Here is an 18,961-nt window from a genome sequence, read left to right on the forward strand (position 1 = left end):
TCAAGTACTACGGCAGGGTCTCCGGCAGACGCGGCCACTGGACCCATCGTGTGCCTCGTCGACGACTGGGACCACCTCTCCCGTGACGCCTCACACAGTGCCGTCATGCGCCGCCGCATCGGGCAGGCCGGCGGGCACTGCGAGACCGCCGAAGGTGAGAGCGACGAGCCCGCTGAGAATGCGCGCGGCCGGCTGCGTACACCCCACTGACGCCCGCCCCGACCGGATGACTCCGGCCAGGAAACCCCGGCCGGGGCGGGTTGCACGGACAGCGCACATCCACGAGAGAGGACACCACTCATGGGCACACTCAGCAATGGCCGCGGAACGGTCGCTTTCGAGAATGCGAACGCCCCCGGGCTGGACTGGCACAAGGCAGGGCGGACCGACCTCGACCCGATCGTGAAGGACTGCGTGATTCTGGCCGCTGCGCCGGACGCCAAGGACCATCCGCACGACCGCATCCCGGACGGCACCCGCATGGTGGCCATCTCCGACGACAAGGACACGGACGGTCCGGTCCTGTTCATGAGCCGTGTGGAGATCAGCAAGTTCTTCGACGGAGTGCTCGCGGGCGAATTCGACCACCTCCGGGCGAGCGAGGAGGAGCTGGCGGCCGCTCTGGAGATCGCCGCGGCTGTCTGACCATGGACGCGAGCCAGGTGGTTCAGGCACAAAGGTGCATCGAGCAGTTCCGCCACACCCGTGCCGGGAGTGCCGGAGTCGGCAGGCGGTCCCGCTGATCTATCAGAGCCTGGTCGTCGTCTCTTGCGAGAACTGCGGGGGGAGCCACGCCGAAGGGCCGCCTCTCCGGTAGCGCGCCAGCCACCGCCTAGCCCTCTCCAACTGCCCCGGCCTGTCTGCGTCCCCCGTCGCGGACAGGCCGGGGCGCTTTTCATGTCTTGATCGTTTGCCGATCGGGCAAGCAGTCGACCCCGGCACCCCCGGAAACAAGATCACCCCAAGCCAGAGAGTCTCTGACCTGGGGCCGAGTGATAGGCCATGTGAAAGTGCGAGCCCTCATCGAAGAGCTCGCAGACGAGGAAATCCATGCGCGGAAAGTCGATGTCGAGTACGCCCCGCACAACCGTTCGTAGTACGCGTGCTCCCAGTTGATCGCCGCGTCCGAGAACTTCAGGGGGTACTCGAGTACTTCCTGTTGCCGGTGCTGCAATTTCGAGAAATGTCAGTGAGAGGGGAAGCGCCATGAAGCTACGCTTTATCGGCACCACCTCGGGCGGCGGCAACTGCCCGACGCTGTACGAGACCGACCGCGGCACCATCGTCGTCCAGGGCTACAAGGTCACCGACGAGGAGGCCCTCGGCCAACTGCGGGACGTCCTCGACGGCGAGACGTTCGTCGAGATCCCCCGCGAACTCCTCACCCGATTCGCACCAAGGAGTGACGTGCCCGACCTGATCACGGGCGAGGCGTTCGGCCGCCTCTTCGAGGACTTCGAGCACACCGCGTGGCGGCTGGAGACCCGCACGCTCTACACCGTCGAGGAGGAGCTGGAGCCTTTCGCCCGCCACCGGCGCGGCGAGAACCCCGGCACCGACTGGTTCCAGCCGTGGCTCGACACCATGCGTCGTGGCATCGAGCAAGGCAAGCGGATCGAGCGCGTCCGGGTCGTCCCGGACGTCCTGACCGACTACCTCGAGTTCGAGCTGTGGCTGTGCCAGTTCAACGTCCAGGTCGGCGAGGACATCCGGTACCTGTCGCAGGACCAGGCGGACAAGCTCGGCCTACCGGGCTATGACTACTGGCTCTTCGATTCCCGTCGGCTGGGCCGTATGCACTTCACTGAGGATGGCGTCCCCCTCGGTACCGAGATGATCGAGGACCCTGCCGGGGTGGTCAGGCACAGCTACCTGCGTGACACGGCCTGGCACCACGCCATCCCGTATGCCGCCTACGTCGCCGGGCGGACCATCACCCGGTGACAAAGATCCACGAAGCGCGTGAAGCGCTCGGTCAGCGCCTCCGTGAACTCCGCCGTGACGCATCACTCAACGGCAAAGAGCTCGCGGAGGCGTTGGGCTGGCCAGCCAGCAAGGTCAGCAAGATTGAGCTCGGCAAGCAGACGCCGTCCGAGGTGGACATCTCCGTATGGGCCCGCGCCTGCGGCGCTCCGGACGCGGCCCTCGCGCTGACCGCGGCGCTGCGCAACCTCGAGACCCAGTACGCGGAATGGCGACGCCAGTTGCGGGACGGCACGAAGCTGCGCCAGCAGGCCCTCGCCGAGGTCGACGCCACCACCCGCACCATCCGCGCCTTCGAGAACACGTGGGTGCCCGGCCTGCTGCAAACACCCGAGTACGCGCGCTGCCGCCTCGCCGAGGTCGTCGACCTGTACGGCATCGTCAACGACATCGACGCCGGCGTGCAGGCCCGCATGGAGCGACAGAACGCCCTGTACCAGCCAGGCCGCCGCTTCCACTTCGTCATCACCGAGGCGGTGTTGCGGTACGGCACGGCACCGCGCGGCGACATGGCTGGCCAGATCGACCGCCTGATGAGCGCCACATCACTCCCCTCGGTCCGGCTGGGCATCGTCCCGTTCGGGGTGCGTCTGCCCGTCAGCCCGCTGCACGGGTTCTGGCTCTTCGACGACCGGATCGTCATGGTCGAGACGTTCGCCGCGGAGATGCGTCTCACGCAGCCTGAGGAGCTGGCCCTGTACCGAGCCGTCTTCGATCGGCTCGCCACCATGGCGCGGTACGACGCCGATGCACGCCAGCTGCTGCACGCAGCGATGGACGCACCAGCCCCATAGGACGTAATCCGTCCGGCAGTTGGAGAAATCCTGAGCAATTTCCTCGGGCTTTCTCGGCAGCGTTCCTACGGTCGGTGACAGGCCAGTCACTGCGACCGAGGGGCGCTGTCGATGAACTGCACCTACTGCGGGCTGCCCGGCGCTGACCGCCTGGTGGCGATCGTCCACAGCAAGAGCGGCGGCGGCTGGGCCCGCCGCGCGCACTCGTCCTGCGCCGACACCCGCCGCGTGAAGGCGCTCGACACACGCCTGCCCGCCGAGCGGGAAGCCGCGACGGCGAGGAGCTCGGCATGACGCCGGCCCTCCCGGCAATCGGGACGCTGACTCAGCGCCAGCAGCGCGGTATGGACTGCGTGTTCTGCGGCATCACCCTCGTCGCAGGCTCAGTCGTCGACCTCGGCCCGCAACGGCTACGCCGAGGCGACTGGGTCACCCGCTGGTTCCCCCGCGCCTGCAAGCGCCACCCCGAGGGGAGCGCCTCGTGACCTGCGCCCGGTACCACCGGACCATCATGCCCGGCGAGGACTACGAGGTGATCGACAAGTTCGCCACCTCTGGTGCCGGGCCGACGATGCACGTCCATAGGAAGTGCCCGCGGCCGCCCTTCAGAGCGGCCCACTGACTCCCGTCCGCACCGGTGCACCCCTGACCCGGTGCGGACGGGGCTGCCCCTCACCCGAGGGCAACGTCCACACAGGAGGAAGCATGACCATCGCGTTAGACCGTCCCGTGGGCACCACCGACGCGGCCGAGCTCGTCGGCCCCGAGATGACGGAGCGCCTCAGCGCCCGCATCGTCAAGGACCACCCCGAGATCGACCACACCACCGCGCAGCGCATCATCGCGCAGACCGCCGCGTTCCTCGCCGCAGGCGCCCAGCGCCCCGACCTGGAACTGTCCCCGAGCAAGCTCGTAGACATCGGCTGGCACACCTGGATCCTCCACACCGTCGACTACGCCGTGTTCTGCGAGCGGGTCGCCGGGCGGTTCATCCACCACGTCCCGACCGTGGACGGCGAGCAGGTCGAGGGCGGCCCCGCGGCGGCGCGTGAGCGTACCCTCGCGGCCATCTCCGAGGCAGGATTCGCGATCGACGCCGATTTGTGGCCCGCGGCGGCGAAGATGGGCGACTGCAACCAGTGCTACGCGGGGTGCACCGACAGCCCCAACGGCGGCAAGAATTAGCAGCAGCTTCACGCTGGCCGCCCGGCCCGAGTGCCGGGCGGCTGGCCCCACGAACGGAGCAGCAGTGACGGACACCAAGGCGTGGGACACCTACTCGCAGCAGAAGCCGGAACGGCACCCCACGAACGCGGCCGGCGAGACGACCTGGTTCAACTGGACCCAGTACCCCGACCACGGACCGGGCGCGGAGGTCCTCGGTATCGGCCCGGGCGCCGCTGTGCTGGATCTCGGCTGCGGCAAGGGCGGCAACCTCGCCCACTGCGCCACGCTCGGCGCCCGCGCGGTCGGCATCGACGTGTCCCTCGCGCAGCTGAGGGCCGCGGAGGCGCGCTGGGCTGACATCGACGGTATGGTCCTGCGCCGCGGCGACGCCGTGCAGCTCCTCGCCGACACCGCCGAGGACTTCGACGCGGTCTACTCCGTATTCGGCGCCCTCTGGTTCACCGACCCGGACGAGCTGTTGCCCGTCATCCGTAAGCGGCTGCGCCCCGGCGGCGTCCTCGCTTTCTCCCAGCGGCCGCCCATTGAGGGCTGCTACGGCTGCCAGGCGTCATACATCAACCGGTCGGAGGACGAGGACCCGCTCGTCGTGAAGCGCTGGGACTACGAGCCCGAGCGGTGGATGGAGATTCTGGCCGACCACGGCTTCACCGCGGCGTCGGCTCGCGTCCTGCCCGCTCCGCCTGGCCGTCGGAAGGTCGGCACGCTCCTCGTCCGCGCCCGCGGATAGCACCCGCTCCCCTCACCGCCCCGGTCTGTCCGCGTCCCCCGTCGCGGACGGGCCGGGGGCTTCTTCATGTTCCCGCGGCGGGCGTCCGGATGCGTGCGGATCGGTCCGGATGGACGCTGGGTGTATGGCTGAAGAGGCGCCTGTGGTCATCCACGCTGTGTCGTCTGATGGCGGCAGGGTGGTGACGGTCCGCGGTGAGCGCGTGGGCGTCGCGTATCACCTGCTCGACGTGCTGGAGTTCCTGCGCCGCGCGGGCCTGCCCGAGACGGACACGGTGGTCGATGATCCGGAGCTGATCGAGTGGCGGGGCGGCGGGCCGGATGTCTGGTCCGACCGCCCTCAAAGACATGATCGTTGACGCTTCGGCTGAGCATCGGCTGAGCAGGCGTCCGGTATGTCCCCTGAAACGCGTCCAGTCCCAGATCAGATGCGCTCTGACCTGGGGCTGAGCGGTAGGCCGCGTGGGGCTCGAACCCACAACCAACGGATTAAAAGTCCCCCGCTTCCTCCTGCTGGGCGGTTCCGGGTCATCCTTCGCTGTCCACTCTTGCCTGGTCAGAGGCGTGCGCTTTTGCGGCCCAGTCCAGGACCGGCGTGTGCTTCCCCATCCGCTCGCGCATCGCTCACGCAGGAAGGCACGCTGACCAGTGGAGTCGACGTGGCATCCGGCGGTTTGAATGCCCATTATGCGACAAGACCCCGGAGGCACTTTCCCACCTGCTTCCCTGACCCGCCATGCCTCCGAGCAGCGGTCCAGCGCCTCGCGAAGCCAGCGCTTTCGGTCTCCGAGACCGTTCACGCCCACGGGCTTCGGCCCTCTCGCTTCCGCTTCGCCACCTCCGTCTGTTCGTCAGGCGTCGGACTTTTCGCCCCGTCGCCCTGGTCCTGGTCCTGGTCCTGGTCCTGGTCGATCTTGCGCGGCAAGTAGGCGGCCTGGGCGAGGAGGTCAACAAGATCGGTGTCGCCGACGACGCGGTTGGCCATCTTCTCCATGACCCCGGGATGTCGAGCACGGCGTCGATGACCTTGGTCGGCAGGGTCGGCGACTTGCGGAACTGGTCGATCTCGTTGGCGTCGATCTCATCGGCGACCTCGGGGGCGGATGATCCGAAGTCCGTGCCCTGTGGCTCCAGAACAGGCAATAGCCCGTTCGAGGGGCATAATCAGGCGCGTGACCGCAAGGGAGGCCTGGACCGACAGCTTGGCGAAGACACCCAAGGCTGCCGTCGGATGCTGATCGTCATGAAGGTGAGGCCGTGGGATCGTCCGGGGCCTCGGAAGGCCCGTCGGAGGGCGACGCGGTGGGCTCCGCACGATCAGCCGTTGGCAACCCGCTTGTCGACGTACTGCCGGGTCCTTCGCTGTTGGACGGAGTGATGGCCGGTTTCTCGAGGGCAGGCGGCCGCCCGGGATCGTCGTAACGTGTGCTGATGCCGAAGGCCAGCACGCTGGCGACCAATGCTGTCGCTGCTGTCCCAATCAGAAGCATCATCCTTCTGCGCGAAGGCGGCGATGAAGCAAGGGGCGCCGCACCGTCGTCCCGCGCCTGCGGCAGCTGGCCTTCGCGATCGATCTCCTGCTTATGCGCCGCATCGGCGGCAGGGGCAGTTGGTTTGACCACCGGAGTGGAGCCAGTCGACCTCGGGCCGCCCAGCTCAGCAGCCACGATATCCGCGGGGGGTCCGAGCCGTTCCAGGACGGCTCGGACTGCTTCGGCGTGTAGGGCGTCTGCTTCTTCCATGCCAGCATCGATGTGTTCGACGATCTCCTGCCTGAGCTCTTTGCGTCGATCAGTTGCGAGGAACACAGCAGCGTTGTCGAAGCGGCGCAAGTACTCGTCTATGAGCTGACTTTGACTTGAGGTCACTCGTGGCTCTCCTCACTGTCCAAGAGGTTGTCAACGGCGGTTTTGAAAGGTCCCCACTCATCGGCGAATTCAGCCAGGGCCTGTCGCCCCGTCGCGGTGAGGGTGTAGTAGCGGCGTGGAGGCCCTGAGTCGGACTCCTTCCAGACCGTGTTGACCCACCCTTCCCTCCGAAGCCTTGAGAGCAGCGGATAGATGGTGCCCTCACTGGTCGCGAGTCCGTGGGCATCACACAGTTCCCGCACCAGTTCAAAGGCATACCTTTCGCCGTCACGCAGCAGCGCCAAGACGCAGAATTGCAGGACTCCCCGCCGGAGTTGACTCACTCCAGAACGTGCTCCACCCGGCAGTACCATGCGCAACAAGGTACCTGCTGCCGAATCGTACCGCTAGCCTCGCGGTCTCCGGCAGTTCCCTTGCGGGGTGGATGAGTGCGGGGATCAGCGTGCTCACTTGCCCAACGCTCGGCGAGCGACCTCCGCCGAGAGGTGGCTGGCGCTCATGTGTTCGCCAGCCCGCCACGGCGGCCCTCCTCCGTCCACGTGGGGCCGATGTCAACACCGCCCTGCTCGGCGGCGCTTCGATGGCCCTGGCGCTGGCCACGTTCCGCGATGAACTCTCCCCCTGTGGCCGTGATCCTGGTCGCCGTGGTCTGGTTCTGGGTGGTACTCACCCTGGACAGCTGGCTGGTGTCCAGCACCCATGGCATACCGACCCAGAGCCCGCTGCGGATCCTGCTGCCCCGCCTCGTCCTCTCCGTACTCCTCGGCCTCTTCATCGCCGAGCCGCTCCTCTTCAAGATCTTCGACAAGGAGATCCGCCAGGAGATCGCGGTGGGCAACGAGGGAAAGGTGGCCGGCTACCGGGGAATGCTCGTCTCCGGCAACCCGCCGGACGGCAAGAAGACCACCGGCCGCCCCGAATGCGGCTGCTACCAGCTGAAGGTGCCCGGCTCCCCGGCCACGCCGAAGGGCCAGATCAAGAGCAACACCGCGCGCACCAAGGCAGTCCAGACCCAGGTCGACCGGATCAACAAGACCCTGAACACCAAGATGGCCACCGAACAGCGCGGGTGCGCCCGGGACAAGTGGATCTGGTGGAACTGCATTGCCGACGTGAGCGAGACCTGCGAGCGCGCCCGCGCGGACTCCTCGTCCTACCTCACGACCGGCAAGTTCAAGAAGTACGAGGGTGAGCTGGCGGCCCTCGCCGAAAAGGGTCACAACCTGGCGGCCAAGGAGACACGGTGACAGCTATCAGACCGCCCCTCCAGCGGCGCATCGACGCCAGGACCCAACAACGCTCGGCCGACCTCGACGACGACGGCATCCTCACCCAGGCCCATGATCTGGGTGCCGTCGCCGGGTCGGACTTGTATGCCGGCTTCGTGGCCCTCGTGCTGCACGCCCTGCTACTCATGGTGGACGCCATGCCCGTCCTGGCAAAGCATGGAACACGATGTCCAGTTGCCACCGCATCAAGCTGGAAACCGCCGACCGCATGAACCGCCTCGATCACCATTACCGCCTGGAACAGCCGAACGCGCCGTACGGTTCCGGACCGAACTCGACGCCCGCGCCGCTCGCATCCTGCGGAGTGACAGCCGCTGACTGGCTGGAAACGGCTCGCAGAGGATGTGGACTTGGGAAGTCGGGCGCATCCGCACCCGGAAGAGTCGCCTCTGGCCGAAGTGCCGCCACGGCTGCGGTAAGACCTGGGGCGTAAGTGCGCCGGGTGCTGCAGCGCGTGCAGGTCAGCCCGGGAAGTCCCGGACGAGGCGGAGGATCGTCGGCCTGCCGGACGAGCTGTGAACGACCCGATGCCGAAGGGGGCGCGAAGCAGGTTGGAAGCGGCCTGAGAGGTGCCCTGGACAGCGAACCCGGTACGGCCCGGCGGCTAGGGCTGCAGGCCACAACTGAGACGGAGAACGTCGAGGGGCCCCATCGCGAACGGTGGGGCCCCTCGACATCATGCCCGGTGAGGCACTGGCGGAGGGTACGAGATTCGGACTCGTGAGAGGTTGCCCCTAACACGCTTTCCAAATGTTCGTACGGGGGTTCGGGGATGCGCTGGGGCGTCCTGACTTGCGGCGGAGCCAGTGTCGGCCAGAGCGATGGACCGGCCGGACGCCCCTGGATGAGACCACGGCGGCCGAGTTCCGGCAGCCAGTAACGCCTTCTCGGCCATAGCTGACAAGGGTCCGTTTCGGCTTGAGGTCAGCAGTCCAGACTGCTGCAGAGGGTTGATCAGGCCACCCGACCAGTTGCCGGTTAATGGGACAAGTTCCTGGTCATCAGCGCCCGGGATGACACGTTCACACGCGTGGCTCTGCGGTCTGGGTCTTCGCCCATCGCCCGAGCTGGCGAGTCGGTGCAGGTGAAAGACGGCAGCAAGAAGGCAGAGCTGCAGCCTGTTGAGCCCGCCGAGCTTCTTCCGGATGTTGGCGAGGTGCCATTTCGCGGTACGGACAGTGATTTGCATCCGCTCGGCTACGTCTCGGTCGGACGCGCCTCCAGCCATGCCGGTCAGTATCTCGCACTCACGCTCGGTCAGTGCTTCGAGATGGGGGAACGCTCTCAGGACGGAAGCCATGGGGTCGGCGTGGTCGATGTCGACAGCAAGGCAGGCCAGGCAGATTCTGGACATATTTCCCCCCGGGGATGGTGACGATCGCACGCCGATCGATGGCCTGTACCTGGGGGGCGGATGGATCATAGCGGCAGGATCCCGCGGCTGGGCTGGTCGTATCACCTGATGAGTGAGTCGGCGAGCCGCAGCCGGTCATCAAGCTGCTCATCGGCCTTCTTCAGGGTCTCGGCGTTCTGGTCAATCAGTCGGTTCTGGTAGGAGGTCTCGACGGCGGACCAGATGCCGACGAGGTTCACCTCCTTCTTGCAGGCGACGTCCTGCTTGGCCGCGGTGATGGCCTCGGGGCTCGAATGCTCACTCTCCTTGAAGCCAAGGTCGTTCATGGGGCCGACGGGTTCGTCGGTCCGGTAGCCGTGGTCGGCCATGCAGTCGGACCATGACCGCATGGCTTTGACGACACGGGAGTCCTGCTGTGAACGGCCATACGCGTCGAATGTCAGGTTCTGAATGAACATGTAGTCGACGGTGTCCTTGGTCGGAGTGAAGAGTTTCAAGGCTGACTCGCGTACACAGCCGCCGGCCGGTACCTTGCGACCGTCGGCCACGGTCGTTCCTTCGTCCGACTTCTCGGCTTCTTCCTGACTATTGGGCCACTTCGCCGCGTCCTGGTCATCGCGCCCGTGCAGGACGAGCTTCTCGTTGGGGCCCATGTCGTCCATCGGCGGCCTCTCCGGAGCCGCGCGAACGCTATTGGCGTAGCCATACTTGGCTGCCTGGGAGGGACTGGAGACTCCGTAGCGCCGGGCATTCCCGGTGCCACCGCCCAGGAATTCCGCTGGCCGGCCCGGGTAGCGGAATCCGTAACGCCGCATGCACTGGTCGATCAGGTTGTCCTGGGCCCGTTGCAGCTTCTCGCGTTGTTCCGCTGTGGGTTGGTAGCTCTCCAGGGGAAGGCGGAGTCCTGCCGTGTCCAGCATGGTGGGCGTCGCCGTGACGGCGGGTTCGGCGCTGTTGTCGCTGCTGACTACAGAGCCGGAGCAGCCGACTAGTGCGAGTGCGGTGACGAGTAGGGCGGTACTTCCCGCGATCACGGCGGCGGGAGGAGAAGTGGGGCGGGGGCTGGGCAACGTGACTCCGTTTTGGACGCGGTACCATGCGGTGACCGCCGTTCTGCCCGGCGCTTTCGGGCAGAACGGCGGTCTTGTGTGCTCAGGGTTTGAGCGAACCCGCCCCGTGGCCGAAGGGCAGGCTCACGAGGCTGGTCAGGAGTACGGGTTGTACCAGTACGCCGACGAAACCTCGTTCTTGAAGTTCGTCGAGAAGTTGCCCTTTATGCCGCTGTCGAGCCACCCATGGACGCCTCCGCCGGAGGAGTCAGTGAACACGTGCCATGTGTAGTTATCCCAGTTGTGGAACGAGGCGGTGTTGTCGTTGGTGCTCTCCCCCATTCCACCGCAGGATGATCTGTAAGGGCCGGTCTTGAAGTAGTTGCCGCTGAAGTTTCCGTCCGCATTGAAAAGGTCGAAGACGCAGCCGCCCTGGTACGAGTTGTAGTACATCCCGAACTCGCCCTGTTCCATGACCCCGTTGTCATGGGTGGCGGCGGACGCGGAGCCGGCCGTGGCGAGGGACGCGCTGCCCAGGGCCACTAGTGACAGGCCCGTGACGGCAGCGCGACGAAATATGGTGTGAGTGCTTTGACGCATGTCTTGGCTAGCCTCTCTTTCGAAACTGTTTCGACTGTCGGTGGCTGATGATCGACAACGATCAAACACAGTCAAAAGCCTGCGCGTCTACTGTCCCTCGGGACAGGTGTGGTGAACTGCCTGCCGTGCTTAGCATGGCGGGAGCGGCCATTTCATGGTGCCGCTTGAGCGCCCAGTCGTGAGAGCGGCGCTCCTGAGCCGAAGCCCCGCCCAATCCCTCGATGGCGTGTGGCTTCACCCGCAGTCAGGTGCTGCCCGGGTGATCCGTGGGTCACGAAGCCGGGGATCCACAGAAAGTGATGCGACATGACCACACAACACATACGGCTCGCCGCAGCACCGCTGTTGGCCGCTTCGCTCTTCCTTGTCGGCTGCGCCGGGACGACCTCCGACTCGGCCAAGGGACCCGGCGCAGGGCAGGCACCCTCGGAGACGCCCACCCCGATGGACCCGCAGGAGAAGGAGTACTACCTCTGCCTGGAGAAGCATGGGGTGGTGCTGGACAAGGAGGGCGGGCGGCTCCGGGTGGACAAGGACAACTACGACGCCAAGGCAGAGAAGAAGGCGCAGGAGCAGTGCGCCGATCTGCTGCCTGCTCGCGAGGAGAGGGAGGCGGCAGCCAAGCGAGACGCGCAGCGCATGGCGGACTGCATGCGCGAGCAGGGCGTGAAGGACTATCCGGATCCCGACCCGGAGACCGGAGAGGTCGAGTTCACTAGGGAAATGAAGAGTGACCCGGCCTTCAAACACGCATCGGTGGTGTGTGTAGAGCACGCGGACGGTTAGGGGACGCGGCCCGACCGATGAGGCATGCTCCGTGCCGCCCTCCGATCACTGCCTGCTGAAGATCGTTTACTACACCTGAAACAACTGGAGATCTGACCCGTGTCAGACGACGAGACGCAGATTCTGTCCCGCGGGAAAGACGAGTTGGGGACAGTGTCGCAGCGACCGCCGGGCGAGGCGCCTGAACTCGATACAACGTCCCATCGACCAGACTCGGGCTCTGGCACCCGGCCCGACACCCGATCCGGCCTGTCCCGTCGCCGCAAGTGGGTGGCCGTTGTCGCCGCGAGTGCGGTCGTGCTGGCGGGCGCCGGGGTGGCCGCGTCTTCCGTCATCAAGTCGCCCGCGCAGGCTGCGGCGGAAGCGGGCCCGCCGCCGGAGGACGTGCTGATCGCCACAGTGGAACGACGGGTCCTCCAAGAGACCGTGGTCCTGCGCGGGGCAGTCACGGCCGGTCAGTCCGTACAGGTCAATCCCACCGGCGGCGGCAGGGAGGGGGCGGCGAAGTCGGTCGTCACCAAGATGTCGGTGAAGGTCGGGGACACGGTCAAGAAGGGACAGGCGTTGCTGGAGGTGTCCGGTCGGCCGGTGTTCGCCCTGAAAGGCGATCTACCGGTGTACCGGGACCTCAAGCCTGGCGCGACGGGTAACGACGTCAAACAGTTGCAGCAGGCACTCCGAAGTATGGGACACGGGTCGGGATCCGATGCGGCGGGCATGTTCGGGCCCGGGACGAAGAAGGCGCTGAAGGCGTTCTACGCGTCTCTTGGGTACGATCCGCTGCCGGCCCAGGCGGACGGCGGCGCGGCGGTTACCGCCGCGGAGGAGGCCGTGAGCAGCGCCGAGCGGGCGTTGGAGGACACCAGGGACGCGCTGGACACCGCAACCGGCTCCGAAGCGGCGGTCGACACGGAAACTCAAGGCGCGGACGGGAAAGCCGCCGACGCCGACGGCGGTACGGGCGGCCGCAGCGCGGGTGGCGGTGGAGCCGATGCGCAAAAGGCTGTGGAACGTGCCGAGGAGGACCTCGCCAAGGCGCGCGAAGACCTCGCCGAAACGCGGGCCGCGGACGGGCCGATGCTCCCCTCCTCGGAGGTCGTGTTCCTGGAGGGCTTCCCGGCCAGGGTCGACGCGGTGCAGGCTCGCGTAGGCACGGAGGTGTCCGGGTCGGTCATGACCGTGTCCGCCGGTGCGCTCGTGGTGCACGGGTATTTGCAGGAGCACCAGAAGGGCATGGTGAGGCCCGGCCAAAAAGTGGAGATCCTCTCCGAAGCCAGCGGGATCACAGCGTCCGGGAAGGTGCTGTCCGTCGCCGACAGCGTCGACAGTGGGCCCGGCGGGCAGTCGTCGCAGCAGGACGGTCAGAGCCGCGGGGAGGACGACGCGGGTGGCGCCTCGTCCGGTGGCGCGCGCGGCCACCTCATGATTGTCGAGCCGGACAAGCCGCTGAGTACCGAACTGGCCGGACAGGATGTGCGGTTGACCATTGAGGCGGCGTCGACGGACGGGAAGGCATTGGTCGTACCCGTGACCGCCATCTCGGCGGGCGCGGACGGCAAGACGGTCGTCACGGTCGTGTCGGGAACCGGCAAGCAGCGGCGGGTGCAGGTGCGGCCGGGGACCACGGGTGACGGATTCGTGGAGGTGACTCCGGTGGCCGACGGGGAGCTGGCCGAGGGCGACAACGTGGTGACCGGGGTCAACCCCGGTACACAAGATCGGACCGCGCAGTGACGGAATGCGCACCCAAGGCCCTTGGAGCTCCGTCGGTCGCGGACCGGCCGGGCACCGACGGCCACCCCGTAAAGCCGGTGATCGAGGCCGCGGTGACTGACACTCCCGTGACTGACCCCCCAGTGATCGAGTTCCGGCAGGTGGGGCTGACCTATCCGGGCCCGCCGCCGGTGGAGGCGTTCAAGCCGTGTGACCTCACGGTCGCCAAAGGCGAGTTCGTGACCGTCGTCGGCCCGTCCGGCTCGGGAAAGTCGACGTTCCTCAACATCGCCGGGCTGCTGGACGCCCCCACCTCCGGCACGTACCTCCTCGACGGGATCGACACTGGCGCCCTGAAGGACGGTGACCGGACAGCGCTGCGCGGCCGGCGGATCGGCTTCGTCTTCCAGTCCTTCCATCTGCTGCCGCATCGCAGTGCGCTGGAGAACGTTCTGCTCGCCCTGGTCTACAGCGGAACACCGAGGGCCGAGCGCAAGCCCCGGGCCCACGAAGCGCTGACACAGGTGGGCCTCGGACACCGCATCGACGCGCTGCCCACGCGGCTCTCCGGTGGCGAGCGACAGCGCGTCGCCATCGCTCGCTCACTGGTCGCCCGACCGTCCCTGTTGCTGTGTGATGAGCCCACCGGGAATCTCGACTCCGCCAACGCCGAGTCAGTCCTGGCGCTGCTGGAGGAGCTGCATGAGTCCGGTATGACGGTTCTGGTGATCACACATGATCCCGCGGTCGCTGCCCGCGGCTCCCGGATGGTTGGTATCCATGACGGGGTGCTGCGAGAGAGGGTGGCCGCGTGAGGCCGCGCCTGTGGCGCCGTAGCCACCGTGCCATCCAGCCGTCCGTCTTCGCCCCACGTGACCTGCTGTCCGAATCCCTCGCCGGGATCCTGCAGCGACTTGCCCGCTCCGCGCTGACCGCCCTCGGCACGGTCTTGGGCGTCGGCACGTTTGTGGCGATCCTCGGCCTCACCGCAACCGCATCCTCGCAGATCGATTCGCGCTTCAATCTGCTCACCGCGACAGAGGTGACCATCGAGGACAAGGCTGCCCAGCAGAACGAATTCGCGGGGATGAGCTTCCCCGCCGACGCCGACGAGCGGGTCGGGAGGCTGAACGGCGTCAAGCACGCCGGTGTCTACTGGACCGTACGGCTGGGCAGTGGCACCATCGTGCGCTCCTCTCCGGTCGGCGACGACGCCGCGGGTGAGGCCGATGTCGTCGCCGCCTCCCCTGGAGCCCTCCGGGCCGCGGTGCCGCATCTGAAGCAGGGACGCCTCTACGACAGCTATCTGTCGGATTCGGCGCAGCCCGTGGCCGTCATCGGCGCCAGCGTCGCCGCCCGTCTCGGCATCACCACGCTGGCGACGCACCCGGCGGTCTTCATCGGGGACGAACCATTCACCGTCACCGGCATCATCGACGACGTCGAGCGCGAGCCCGGTCTCCTGCTGTCCGTGATCGTCCCGCGCACCACGGCCGAGCGGATCTGGGGCCCACCGTCGGCGGGCGCCAAAATGCTCGTCTCCACCGAGATCGGCGCCGCCCAGCAGGTTGCCCGGCTCGCCCCCACCGCACTGCGCCCCGACCACCCCGAGTACCTCAATTCCGTCCCGCCGCCCGACCCCAAGACCTTGCGCTCGAACGTCACCTCTGACCTCAATCAGCTCTTCCTGCTACTGGCTGCGATCTGTCTGGTCATCGGTGCGGTCGGCATCGCCAACACCACTCTCGTCGCCGTTCTGGAACGCACGGGTGAGATCGGTCTCCGGCGTGCCCTGGGGGCTCGGAGTCGGCATATCACGGCTCAGTTCCTGGCCGAGTCCGGGGCGCTGGGCACTCTCGGCGGTCTGATCGGTACGAGCCTGGGTACTGTCGTGGTCGTGGCCGTGGCCGTGGCACGAGACTGGACACCTGTCGTCCACCCAGGGACAGTGGCCACTGCCCCAGCGATCGGCCTGGCGACCGGTGTCCTCGCGGGCCTGTACCCGGCCTGGCGAGCATCCCGTGTCCAGCCCGCCGAAGCGCTTCGCCACTGAGCAGGGACAGGGCCATACCTACGCCCGGCATATTCATCGGCGGCTTTGGCGTGGCATGGCAGCTCACCGGGGCGTTGCCTGTGTGTACCAGAGCAGGAAAGTTACGGCTTTGGACAGGAGCCGGAGCATGGCGGCCGGGTCTCCTCCGGAGCCCTAGGCCAGGGCGCAGGCGTGGCGGATAGTGTCGTTGACGATGTCGCGGGCCCGTCCGTCTTCCAGCGCGGCGGCGTACCTCAACGAAGTTGCGAGGAGTTGCGCAGATTCACCGGAGGGTCGACGGCGGAGGCTATGAGGGCCCGAGCGGGCTCGCCGTGGACGGCCATTTTCGACAGCTCTCCGAACGCCTTGCCGTAGTCGGGGAGTTCGCGTGGCTGGGTGACGTTGACCTCGGCGGTGAGGGTTTCCACGACGCCCCGGTGATGGGCGTAGAGGTAGAACACCTCCAGCGGCCAGACGGTGCGCTGGGCGGTGAACGGGATGATCCCGAGGGAGACCGACACGAGCGGCCCTGAACGCTGGGCTGATCACACCCGCCAAAAAGATCGTGGTGGTGGGATCCATACGAGTCGCGCCAAAGACCCACGGCAGCGCCAGCACCATCGCCCTCGACAGCCTGAACGTGGCCGTCCTCCGCGAACACCGCGAGCGCCAGCTCAAGGAAAAGGAAAAGTGGGGCACGGCCTGGCAGGACACCGGCAAGGTGTTCACGCAGGAGAACGGTTCGTGGCTCCATCCGGAGACGGTCTCGGAGACCTTCCGCCGCATCCTCGCGCGCACCGATCTTCCGCCCATCACCCTCCGCGACCTGCGGCACGTCTCCGCGACCCTGACCCACGGCGGTGGTGACCTCCACACGATCAAGGAGACGCTGCGGCACTCCACGATCACCCTGACGTCGGACACGTACACGAGCCTGCTGCCTGAGGTCGACAAAGCCGCAGCAGAAGCCGCCGCCCAGCTGGTACCTCGTGCCCGTAACGCCGCCTCCGTAGCGGCTGCTGCCGGGCCGTCCGCTCACGCATCGCTCACGCATGAGGCCGGAAACGACGAAGCGCCCCGACCGGCCGAAGCCAGTCGAGGCGCTAAGTAGCAGGTCAGAGGGGTTAACCCCTCCCTGCCGCAGGTAGGCCGTGTGGGACTCGAACCCACAACCAACGGATTAAAAGTCCGCTGCTCTGCCAATTGAGCTAACGGCCCTCGGCACAACACCCCCGAGCATAGCCGGACGGAACCGGTGAGCCGATCGGGTATCGGATCACCGGCCCGTCGCCGGTCACAAGATGGGGCACGCCAGGCGCAGTGCCCTCGCCCGGGAGGCTAGGACAGCGCCTTGTACGTCTGCCAGCCGGGCCCGATCTTCACGCGGGCGGCGAAGGTGCCCGTACCCGTGCCGTTGTAGCGCCACAGCACACCCGCGGCGTCCCGGGAAACCAGATCCGCCTTGCCGTCGCCGGTGATGTCGCCGACACCGGAAACCGAGTTGTAGATCTGCCAGCCGGAGCCGACCTTCACTCGCGCGCTCAGCGTGCCCTTGCCCGTGCCGTTGTAGCGCCACAGCACTCCGGCGCTGTCCCGGGCCAGCAGGTCACCGAACGTGTCTCCGTTCAGATCTCCGGCGCCCACGACCGAGTTGTAGATCTGCCAGCCCGTGCCGATCTTCACCCGGGCCTTCAGCTTGCCCGCTCCACTGTCCGCGTACAGGTACAGCTCACCGCCCGGTGCACGCGCCAGCAGGTCGGCCCGACCGTCGCCCGTCAGATCGCCGGGCGAGGTCAGCGTGTTGTAGATGCTCCAGCCGGTGCCTAGCGCCAGCTTCGGGCCACTCGGCGAGAACGCCTTGCCGCAACTGCCGTCGTACCGCGTCAGCGCGCCCGACGAGCTCCGTACGAGGAGGTCGTTGCACTTGTCCCCGGACAGATCGCCGAACGGGACGACGAGCGAAGACGACGGCCAGCCGGTCGCCGACACGCCAGTCGCGAGTCCTCCGGTGCCCGTCCCGGTGCGCACGGCCAGCGTCCCGCCGGATGTGAGAGCGAGCAGGTCGCCCCTGCCGTCGCCGCTGAAGTCGCGCCACTTGGGCAGGGGCGCGGGAGGTGCGGGAGCAGTGGTGGCGGCGCGCACCTGGGAGGTGGGCTCGCCGGTGGCCTGATGCCACACCGCGACGGGGCGGTTGCCGGCGTCGACGGTGATCTGGCCCAGGGAGTTGCCCTCGATCTGGGTGCTCAGCTTCACGGGCGCGGTCCAGACGCCGTTCACGCGGGAGGCGGTGTGCAGCTCCTGCCGACGGGTGTCGCCGTGGTACTCCTGCGTCCAGACGGCGTGCGGCGTTCCGTCCGCGCCCACCGTCAGGTCGAACAAGTAGTCCTGCCCGTACGCGGTGGAAAGCGTCTTCACGGCGGACCATGTGCCCGTGGCCGCGGACCGGGTGGTGGTACGGGCCTGGAATCCGGTGAGTTCGCCGTAGTGGGGCCAGAGCACGGTGATGTCGCCCTCGGGGCCGACGGTCACGTTGGGTACGTCCCTGAGCCCGACCCCAGTCATCGGCTCCGAGGCTCCCCAGGTCAGGCTGCCGGCCGGCCGCTGCGCGACCGTCGCGGAGCTGCTCGACGTCCAGACGAGCACCGCCCGGCCGTCCTGGCCCAGCCTCAGCTGGGCACGGTCCGAGCCGCCCCCGTGTTCCGGATCGGCGATCGTGACCGGCTTGGTCCAGCCTTCGCCGTTGGCGACCAGGTCGGCGGCCTTGACGGCGAAGCCGCCGTAGACCGACATCCCGAATGCCACGGTCGCCGTACCGTCATTCGCGTACACGAGTTGCGGATCGTAGGCGGAGTTGCCCGGGGCCTGGTCCAGCGGGGCCGGCTGCGACCATGCGGCGCCGGGCGCGGAGCGGACGGAGGTGTGGATTCCCCAATCCGTCTGTCCCGTGATGATCTCCCGCCAGACCGCGACGAGCCTCCCGGAGGGGGAGCCGGCGAGCCGCGCCCCCCGAATGTTTTCGGAGGCCGCGATCTCGGCGGGGTCGGACCACGCGGTGGCACCCGCCGCGAGCACGGACATCCGGAAGACGCCGCCGGGCCTCGCGCTGTCGGGCGGGACGTCGTTGGGGTGCTCCAGCCAGGCAGCGGTGACGGCGCCGTCGGGCGAGGTGACGAGTTGCGCGTCGCCCCGTTCGGTGGGGGTAGTGGCCAGGACCTGCGGCGCACCCCAGACGGTAGCGCCGGCCGGGCGCACCGCCACGACGAGTTCGCGCTTGCTGCGATCGGCCGGCAGACGGTTCCAGAGGGCGACGAGGGCTCCGTCCTTGGCCGTCTTGAGGTCGATGACGCTCTGGATGGTCGTGCCGTCCGTCAGCGGGACGGAGGCGGACCAGGGGTCGAGCGCGGCCACGGCGGTGACCGCCACCGAGGCCGGGGCGGCGAAAGCGGCCGGGGCGCCGGTAGCGGCGATGCCGAGCCCGAGGACAGGGACGAGTGCGGTGCCGAGTATCCGGCGGACGGTGGCCCGCCGGAGCTGAGCGTGTCGAGTCACGGGTGTCTCCATACGGCGATTCGGCGCATG

At 67.6% G+C, this 18,961-nt stretch carries 22 protein-coding genes, 1 tRNA gene and 2 pseudogenes; 16 read left to right on the top strand and 9 right to left on the bottom strand.

What is annotated here, in order from left to right; genetic code table 11:
* Positions 1-48 precede the first annotated feature (48 nt).
* From ACH492_RS34355 to ACH492_RS34395, 9 genes are all read left to right on the top strand, one after another.
* Positions 49-210 (top strand): hypothetical protein, encoded by a 162-nt coding sequence (locus ACH492_RS34355; protein WP_398992472.1) that lies wholly within the window; start codon positions 49-51, stop codon positions 208-210.
* 90 nt (positions 211-300) lie between these two features.
* Positions 301-645: a DUF397 domain-containing protein gene (locus ACH492_RS34360; RefSeq protein WP_398992474.1), complete on the top strand. Its 345-nt coding sequence runs from the start codon at positions 301-303 to the stop codon at positions 643-645.
* A gap of 561 nt (positions 646-1,206) precedes the next feature.
* A complete protein-coding gene (locus ACH492_RS34365) occupies positions 1,207-1,944 on the top strand; it encodes a DUF6879 family protein (RefSeq protein WP_398992476.1) in 738 nt (245 codons plus the stop codon).
* Positions 1,941-2,777 carry a helix-turn-helix domain-containing protein gene (locus ACH492_RS34370; protein WP_398992478.1) on the top strand — a complete coding sequence of 279 codons (837 nt, stop codon included), beginning with the start codon at positions 1,941-1,943 and terminating at the stop codon, positions 2,775-2,777. The genes ACH492_RS34365 and ACH492_RS34370 overlap by 4 nt, the downstream gene beginning before the upstream one ends.
* A 111-nt stretch (positions 2,778-2,888) precedes the next feature.
* Positions 2,889-3,071 (top strand): hypothetical protein, encoded by a 183-nt coding sequence (locus ACH492_RS34375; RefSeq protein ID WP_398992480.1) that lies wholly within the window; start codon positions 2,889-2,891, stop codon positions 3,069-3,071.
* The gene (locus ACH492_RS34380) at positions 3,068-3,262 is read left to right on the top strand and encodes a hypothetical protein (RefSeq protein WP_398992482.1); all 195 of its coding nucleotides are present in this window, start codon (positions 3,068-3,070) and stop codon (positions 3,260-3,262) included. Before ACH492_RS34375 ends, ACH492_RS34380 begins: the two co-directional genes overlap by 4 nt.
* A 220-nt stretch (positions 3,263-3,482) precedes the next feature.
* A complete protein-coding gene (locus ACH492_RS34385) occupies positions 3,483-3,962 on the top strand; it encodes a glycine-rich domain-containing protein (protein ID WP_398992484.1) in 480 nt (159 codons plus the stop codon).
* 64 nt (positions 3,963-4,026) lie between these two features.
* Positions 4,027-4,692, top strand: a complete 666-nt coding sequence (locus ACH492_RS34390) for a class I SAM-dependent methyltransferase (RefSeq protein ID WP_398992486.1) — start codon at positions 4,027-4,029, stop codon at positions 4,690-4,692.
* A gap of 124 nt (positions 4,693-4,816) precedes the next feature.
* Entirely contained in the window at positions 4,817-5,050 is a 234-nt protein-coding gene (locus tag ACH492_RS34395) for a hypothetical protein (protein WP_398992488.1), read from the top strand.
* A 437-nt stretch (positions 5,051-5,487) separates the two neighbouring features.
* Here ACH492_RS34395 and ACH492_RS34400 read toward each other — a convergent pair whose 3' ends face one another.
* From ACH492_RS34400 to ACH492_RS34410, 3 genes are all read right to left on the bottom strand, one after another.
* A complete protein-coding gene (locus ACH492_RS34400; RefSeq protein ID WP_398992490.1) occupies positions 5,488-5,685 on the bottom strand; it encodes a hypothetical protein in 198 nt (65 codons plus the stop codon).
* Positions 5,686-5,932: 247 nt separating this feature from the next.
* Positions 5,933-6,559, bottom strand: coding sequence for an HAAS signaling domain-containing protein (locus ACH492_RS34405; RefSeq protein WP_398992492.1), 627 nt, complete (start codon positions 6,557-6,559; stop codon positions 5,933-5,935).
* Positions 6,556-6,912, bottom strand: a complete 357-nt coding sequence (locus ACH492_RS34410; RefSeq protein WP_398992494.1) for a PadR family transcriptional regulator — start codon at positions 6,910-6,912, stop codon at positions 6,556-6,558. Before ACH492_RS34410 ends, ACH492_RS34405 begins: the two co-directional genes overlap by 4 nt.
* Before the next feature lie 255 nt (positions 6,913-7,167).
* Between ACH492_RS34410 and ACH492_RS34415 the strand changes: the two genes are divergently transcribed.
* A complete protein-coding gene (locus ACH492_RS34415; protein WP_398992496.1) occupies positions 7,168-7,806 on the top strand; it encodes a DUF4407 domain-containing protein in 639 nt (212 codons plus the stop codon).
* Entirely contained in the window at positions 7,803-8,060 is a 258-nt protein-coding gene (locus ACH492_RS34420; RefSeq protein WP_398992497.1) for a hypothetical protein, read from the top strand. The genes ACH492_RS34415 and ACH492_RS34420 overlap by 4 nt, the downstream gene beginning before the upstream one ends.
* Positions 8,061-8,524: 464 nt before the next feature.
* Here ACH492_RS34420 and ACH492_RS34425 read toward each other — a convergent pair whose 3' ends face one another.
* From ACH492_RS34425 to ACH492_RS34435, 3 genes are all read right to left on the bottom strand, one after another.
* Complete coding sequence (locus tag ACH492_RS34425) at positions 8,525-9,271, bottom strand: helix-turn-helix transcriptional regulator (RefSeq protein ID WP_398992499.1); 747 nt, start codon at positions 9,269-9,271, stop codon at positions 8,525-8,527.
* Positions 9,272-9,303: 32 nt separating this feature from the next.
* Entirely contained in the window at positions 9,304-10,272 is a 969-nt protein-coding gene (locus ACH492_RS34430; protein ID WP_398992501.1) for a hypothetical protein, read from the bottom strand.
* A 135-nt stretch (positions 10,273-10,407) separates the two neighbouring features.
* A complete protein-coding gene (locus ACH492_RS34435) occupies positions 10,408-10,794 on the bottom strand; it encodes a hypothetical protein (protein WP_398992503.1) in 387 nt (128 codons plus the stop codon).
* A 363-nt stretch (positions 10,795-11,157) separates the two neighbouring features.
* Here ACH492_RS34435 and ACH492_RS34440 point away from each other — a divergent pair, with 363 nt between their 5' ends.
* From ACH492_RS34440 to ACH492_RS34455, 4 genes are all read left to right on the top strand, one after another.
* Positions 11,158-11,637: a hypothetical protein gene (locus ACH492_RS34440; protein ID WP_398992505.1), complete on the top strand. Its 480-nt coding sequence runs from the start codon at positions 11,158-11,160 to the stop codon at positions 11,635-11,637.
* 270 nt (positions 11,638-11,907) lie between these two features.
* Positions 11,908-13,371 carry a peptidoglycan-binding protein gene (locus ACH492_RS34445; RefSeq protein ID WP_398992507.1) on the top strand — a complete coding sequence of 488 codons (1,464 nt, stop codon included), beginning with the start codon at positions 11,908-11,910 and terminating at the stop codon, positions 13,369-13,371.
* A gap of 107 nt (positions 13,372-13,478) precedes the next feature.
* Positions 13,479-14,165: an ABC transporter ATP-binding protein gene (locus ACH492_RS34450; protein WP_398992509.1), complete on the top strand. Its 687-nt coding sequence runs from the start codon at positions 13,479-13,481 to the stop codon at positions 14,163-14,165.
* The gene (locus ACH492_RS34455; RefSeq protein ID WP_398992511.1) at positions 14,162-15,403 is read left to right on the top strand and encodes an ABC transporter permease; all 1,242 of its coding nucleotides are present in this window, start codon (positions 14,162-14,164) and stop codon (positions 15,401-15,403) included. The genes ACH492_RS34450 and ACH492_RS34455 overlap by 4 nt, the downstream gene beginning before the upstream one ends.
* A 233-nt stretch (positions 15,404-15,636) precedes the next feature.
* Here the strand turns inward: ACH492_RS34455 and ACH492_RS34460 are convergent.
* A pseudogene (locus ACH492_RS34460) lies at positions 15,637-15,909 on the bottom strand (Scr1 family TA system antitoxin-like transcriptional regulator); the annotation flags it as partial.
* A 2-nt stretch (positions 15,910-15,911) separates the two neighbouring features.
* Here ACH492_RS34460 and ACH492_RS34465 point away from each other — a divergent pair.
* Positions 15,912-16,493: pseudogene (locus ACH492_RS34465) on the top strand (tyrosine-type recombinase/integrase); the annotation flags it as partial.
* 34 nt (positions 16,494-16,527) lie between these two features.
* On the opposite strand, the gene ACH492_RS34470 reads toward ACH492_RS34465, so the two are convergent.
* A tRNA-Lys gene (locus tag ACH492_RS34470) sits at positions 16,528-16,600 on the bottom strand.
* Between the two features lie 120 nt (positions 16,601-16,720).
* Complete coding sequence (locus ACH492_RS34475; RefSeq protein WP_398992513.1) at positions 16,721-18,931, bottom strand: FG-GAP repeat domain-containing protein; 2,211 nt, start codon at positions 18,929-18,931, stop codon at positions 16,721-16,723.
* Positions 18,932-18,961: the final 30 nt, after the last annotated feature.

The organism is Streptomyces sp. NPDC019443 (assembly GCF_044389785.1).
Classification (GTDB): Bacteria; Actinomycetota; Actinomycetes; order Streptomycetales; family Streptomycetaceae; genus Streptomyces.

Coding starts and splice junctions, on each gene's coding strand:
- ACH492_RS34395 (WP_398992488.1), top strand. CDS start 4,817: ATGGCTGAAGAGGCGCCTGTGGTCATCCACGCTGTGTCGTCTGATGGC.
- ACH492_RS34425 (WP_398992499.1), bottom strand. CDS start 9,271: ATGATCCATCCGCCCCCCAGGTACAGGCCATCGATCGGCGTGCGATCG.
- ACH492_RS34375 (WP_398992480.1), top strand. CDS start 2,889: ATGAACTGCACCTACTGCGGGCTGCCCGGCGCTGACCGCCTGGTGGCG.
- ACH492_RS34415 (WP_398992496.1), top strand. CDS start 7,168: ATGAACTCTCCCCCTGTGGCCGTGATCCTGGTCGCCGTGGTCTGGTTC.
- ACH492_RS34400 (WP_398992490.1), bottom strand. CDS start 5,685: ATGGAGAAGATGGCCAACCGCGTCGTCGGCGACACCGATCTTGTTGAC.
- ACH492_RS34365 (WP_398992476.1), top strand. CDS start 1,207: ATGAAGCTACGCTTTATCGGCACCACCTCGGGCGGCGGCAACTGCCCG.
- ACH492_RS34385 (WP_398992484.1), top strand. CDS start 3,483: ATGACCATCGCGTTAGACCGTCCCGTGGGCACCACCGACGCGGCCGAG.
- ACH492_RS34440 (WP_398992505.1), top strand. CDS start 11,158: ATGACCACACAACACATACGGCTCGCCGCAGCACCGCTGTTGGCCGCT.
- ACH492_RS34360 (WP_398992474.1), top strand. CDS start 301: ATGGGCACACTCAGCAATGGCCGCGGAACGGTCGCTTTCGAGAATGCG.
- ACH492_RS34380 (WP_398992482.1), top strand. CDS start 3,068: ATGACGCCGGCCCTCCCGGCAATCGGGACGCTGACTCAGCGCCAGCAG.
- ACH492_RS34410 (WP_398992494.1), bottom strand. CDS start 6,912: ATGGTACTGCCGGGTGGAGCACGTTCTGGAGTGAGTCAACTCCGGCGG.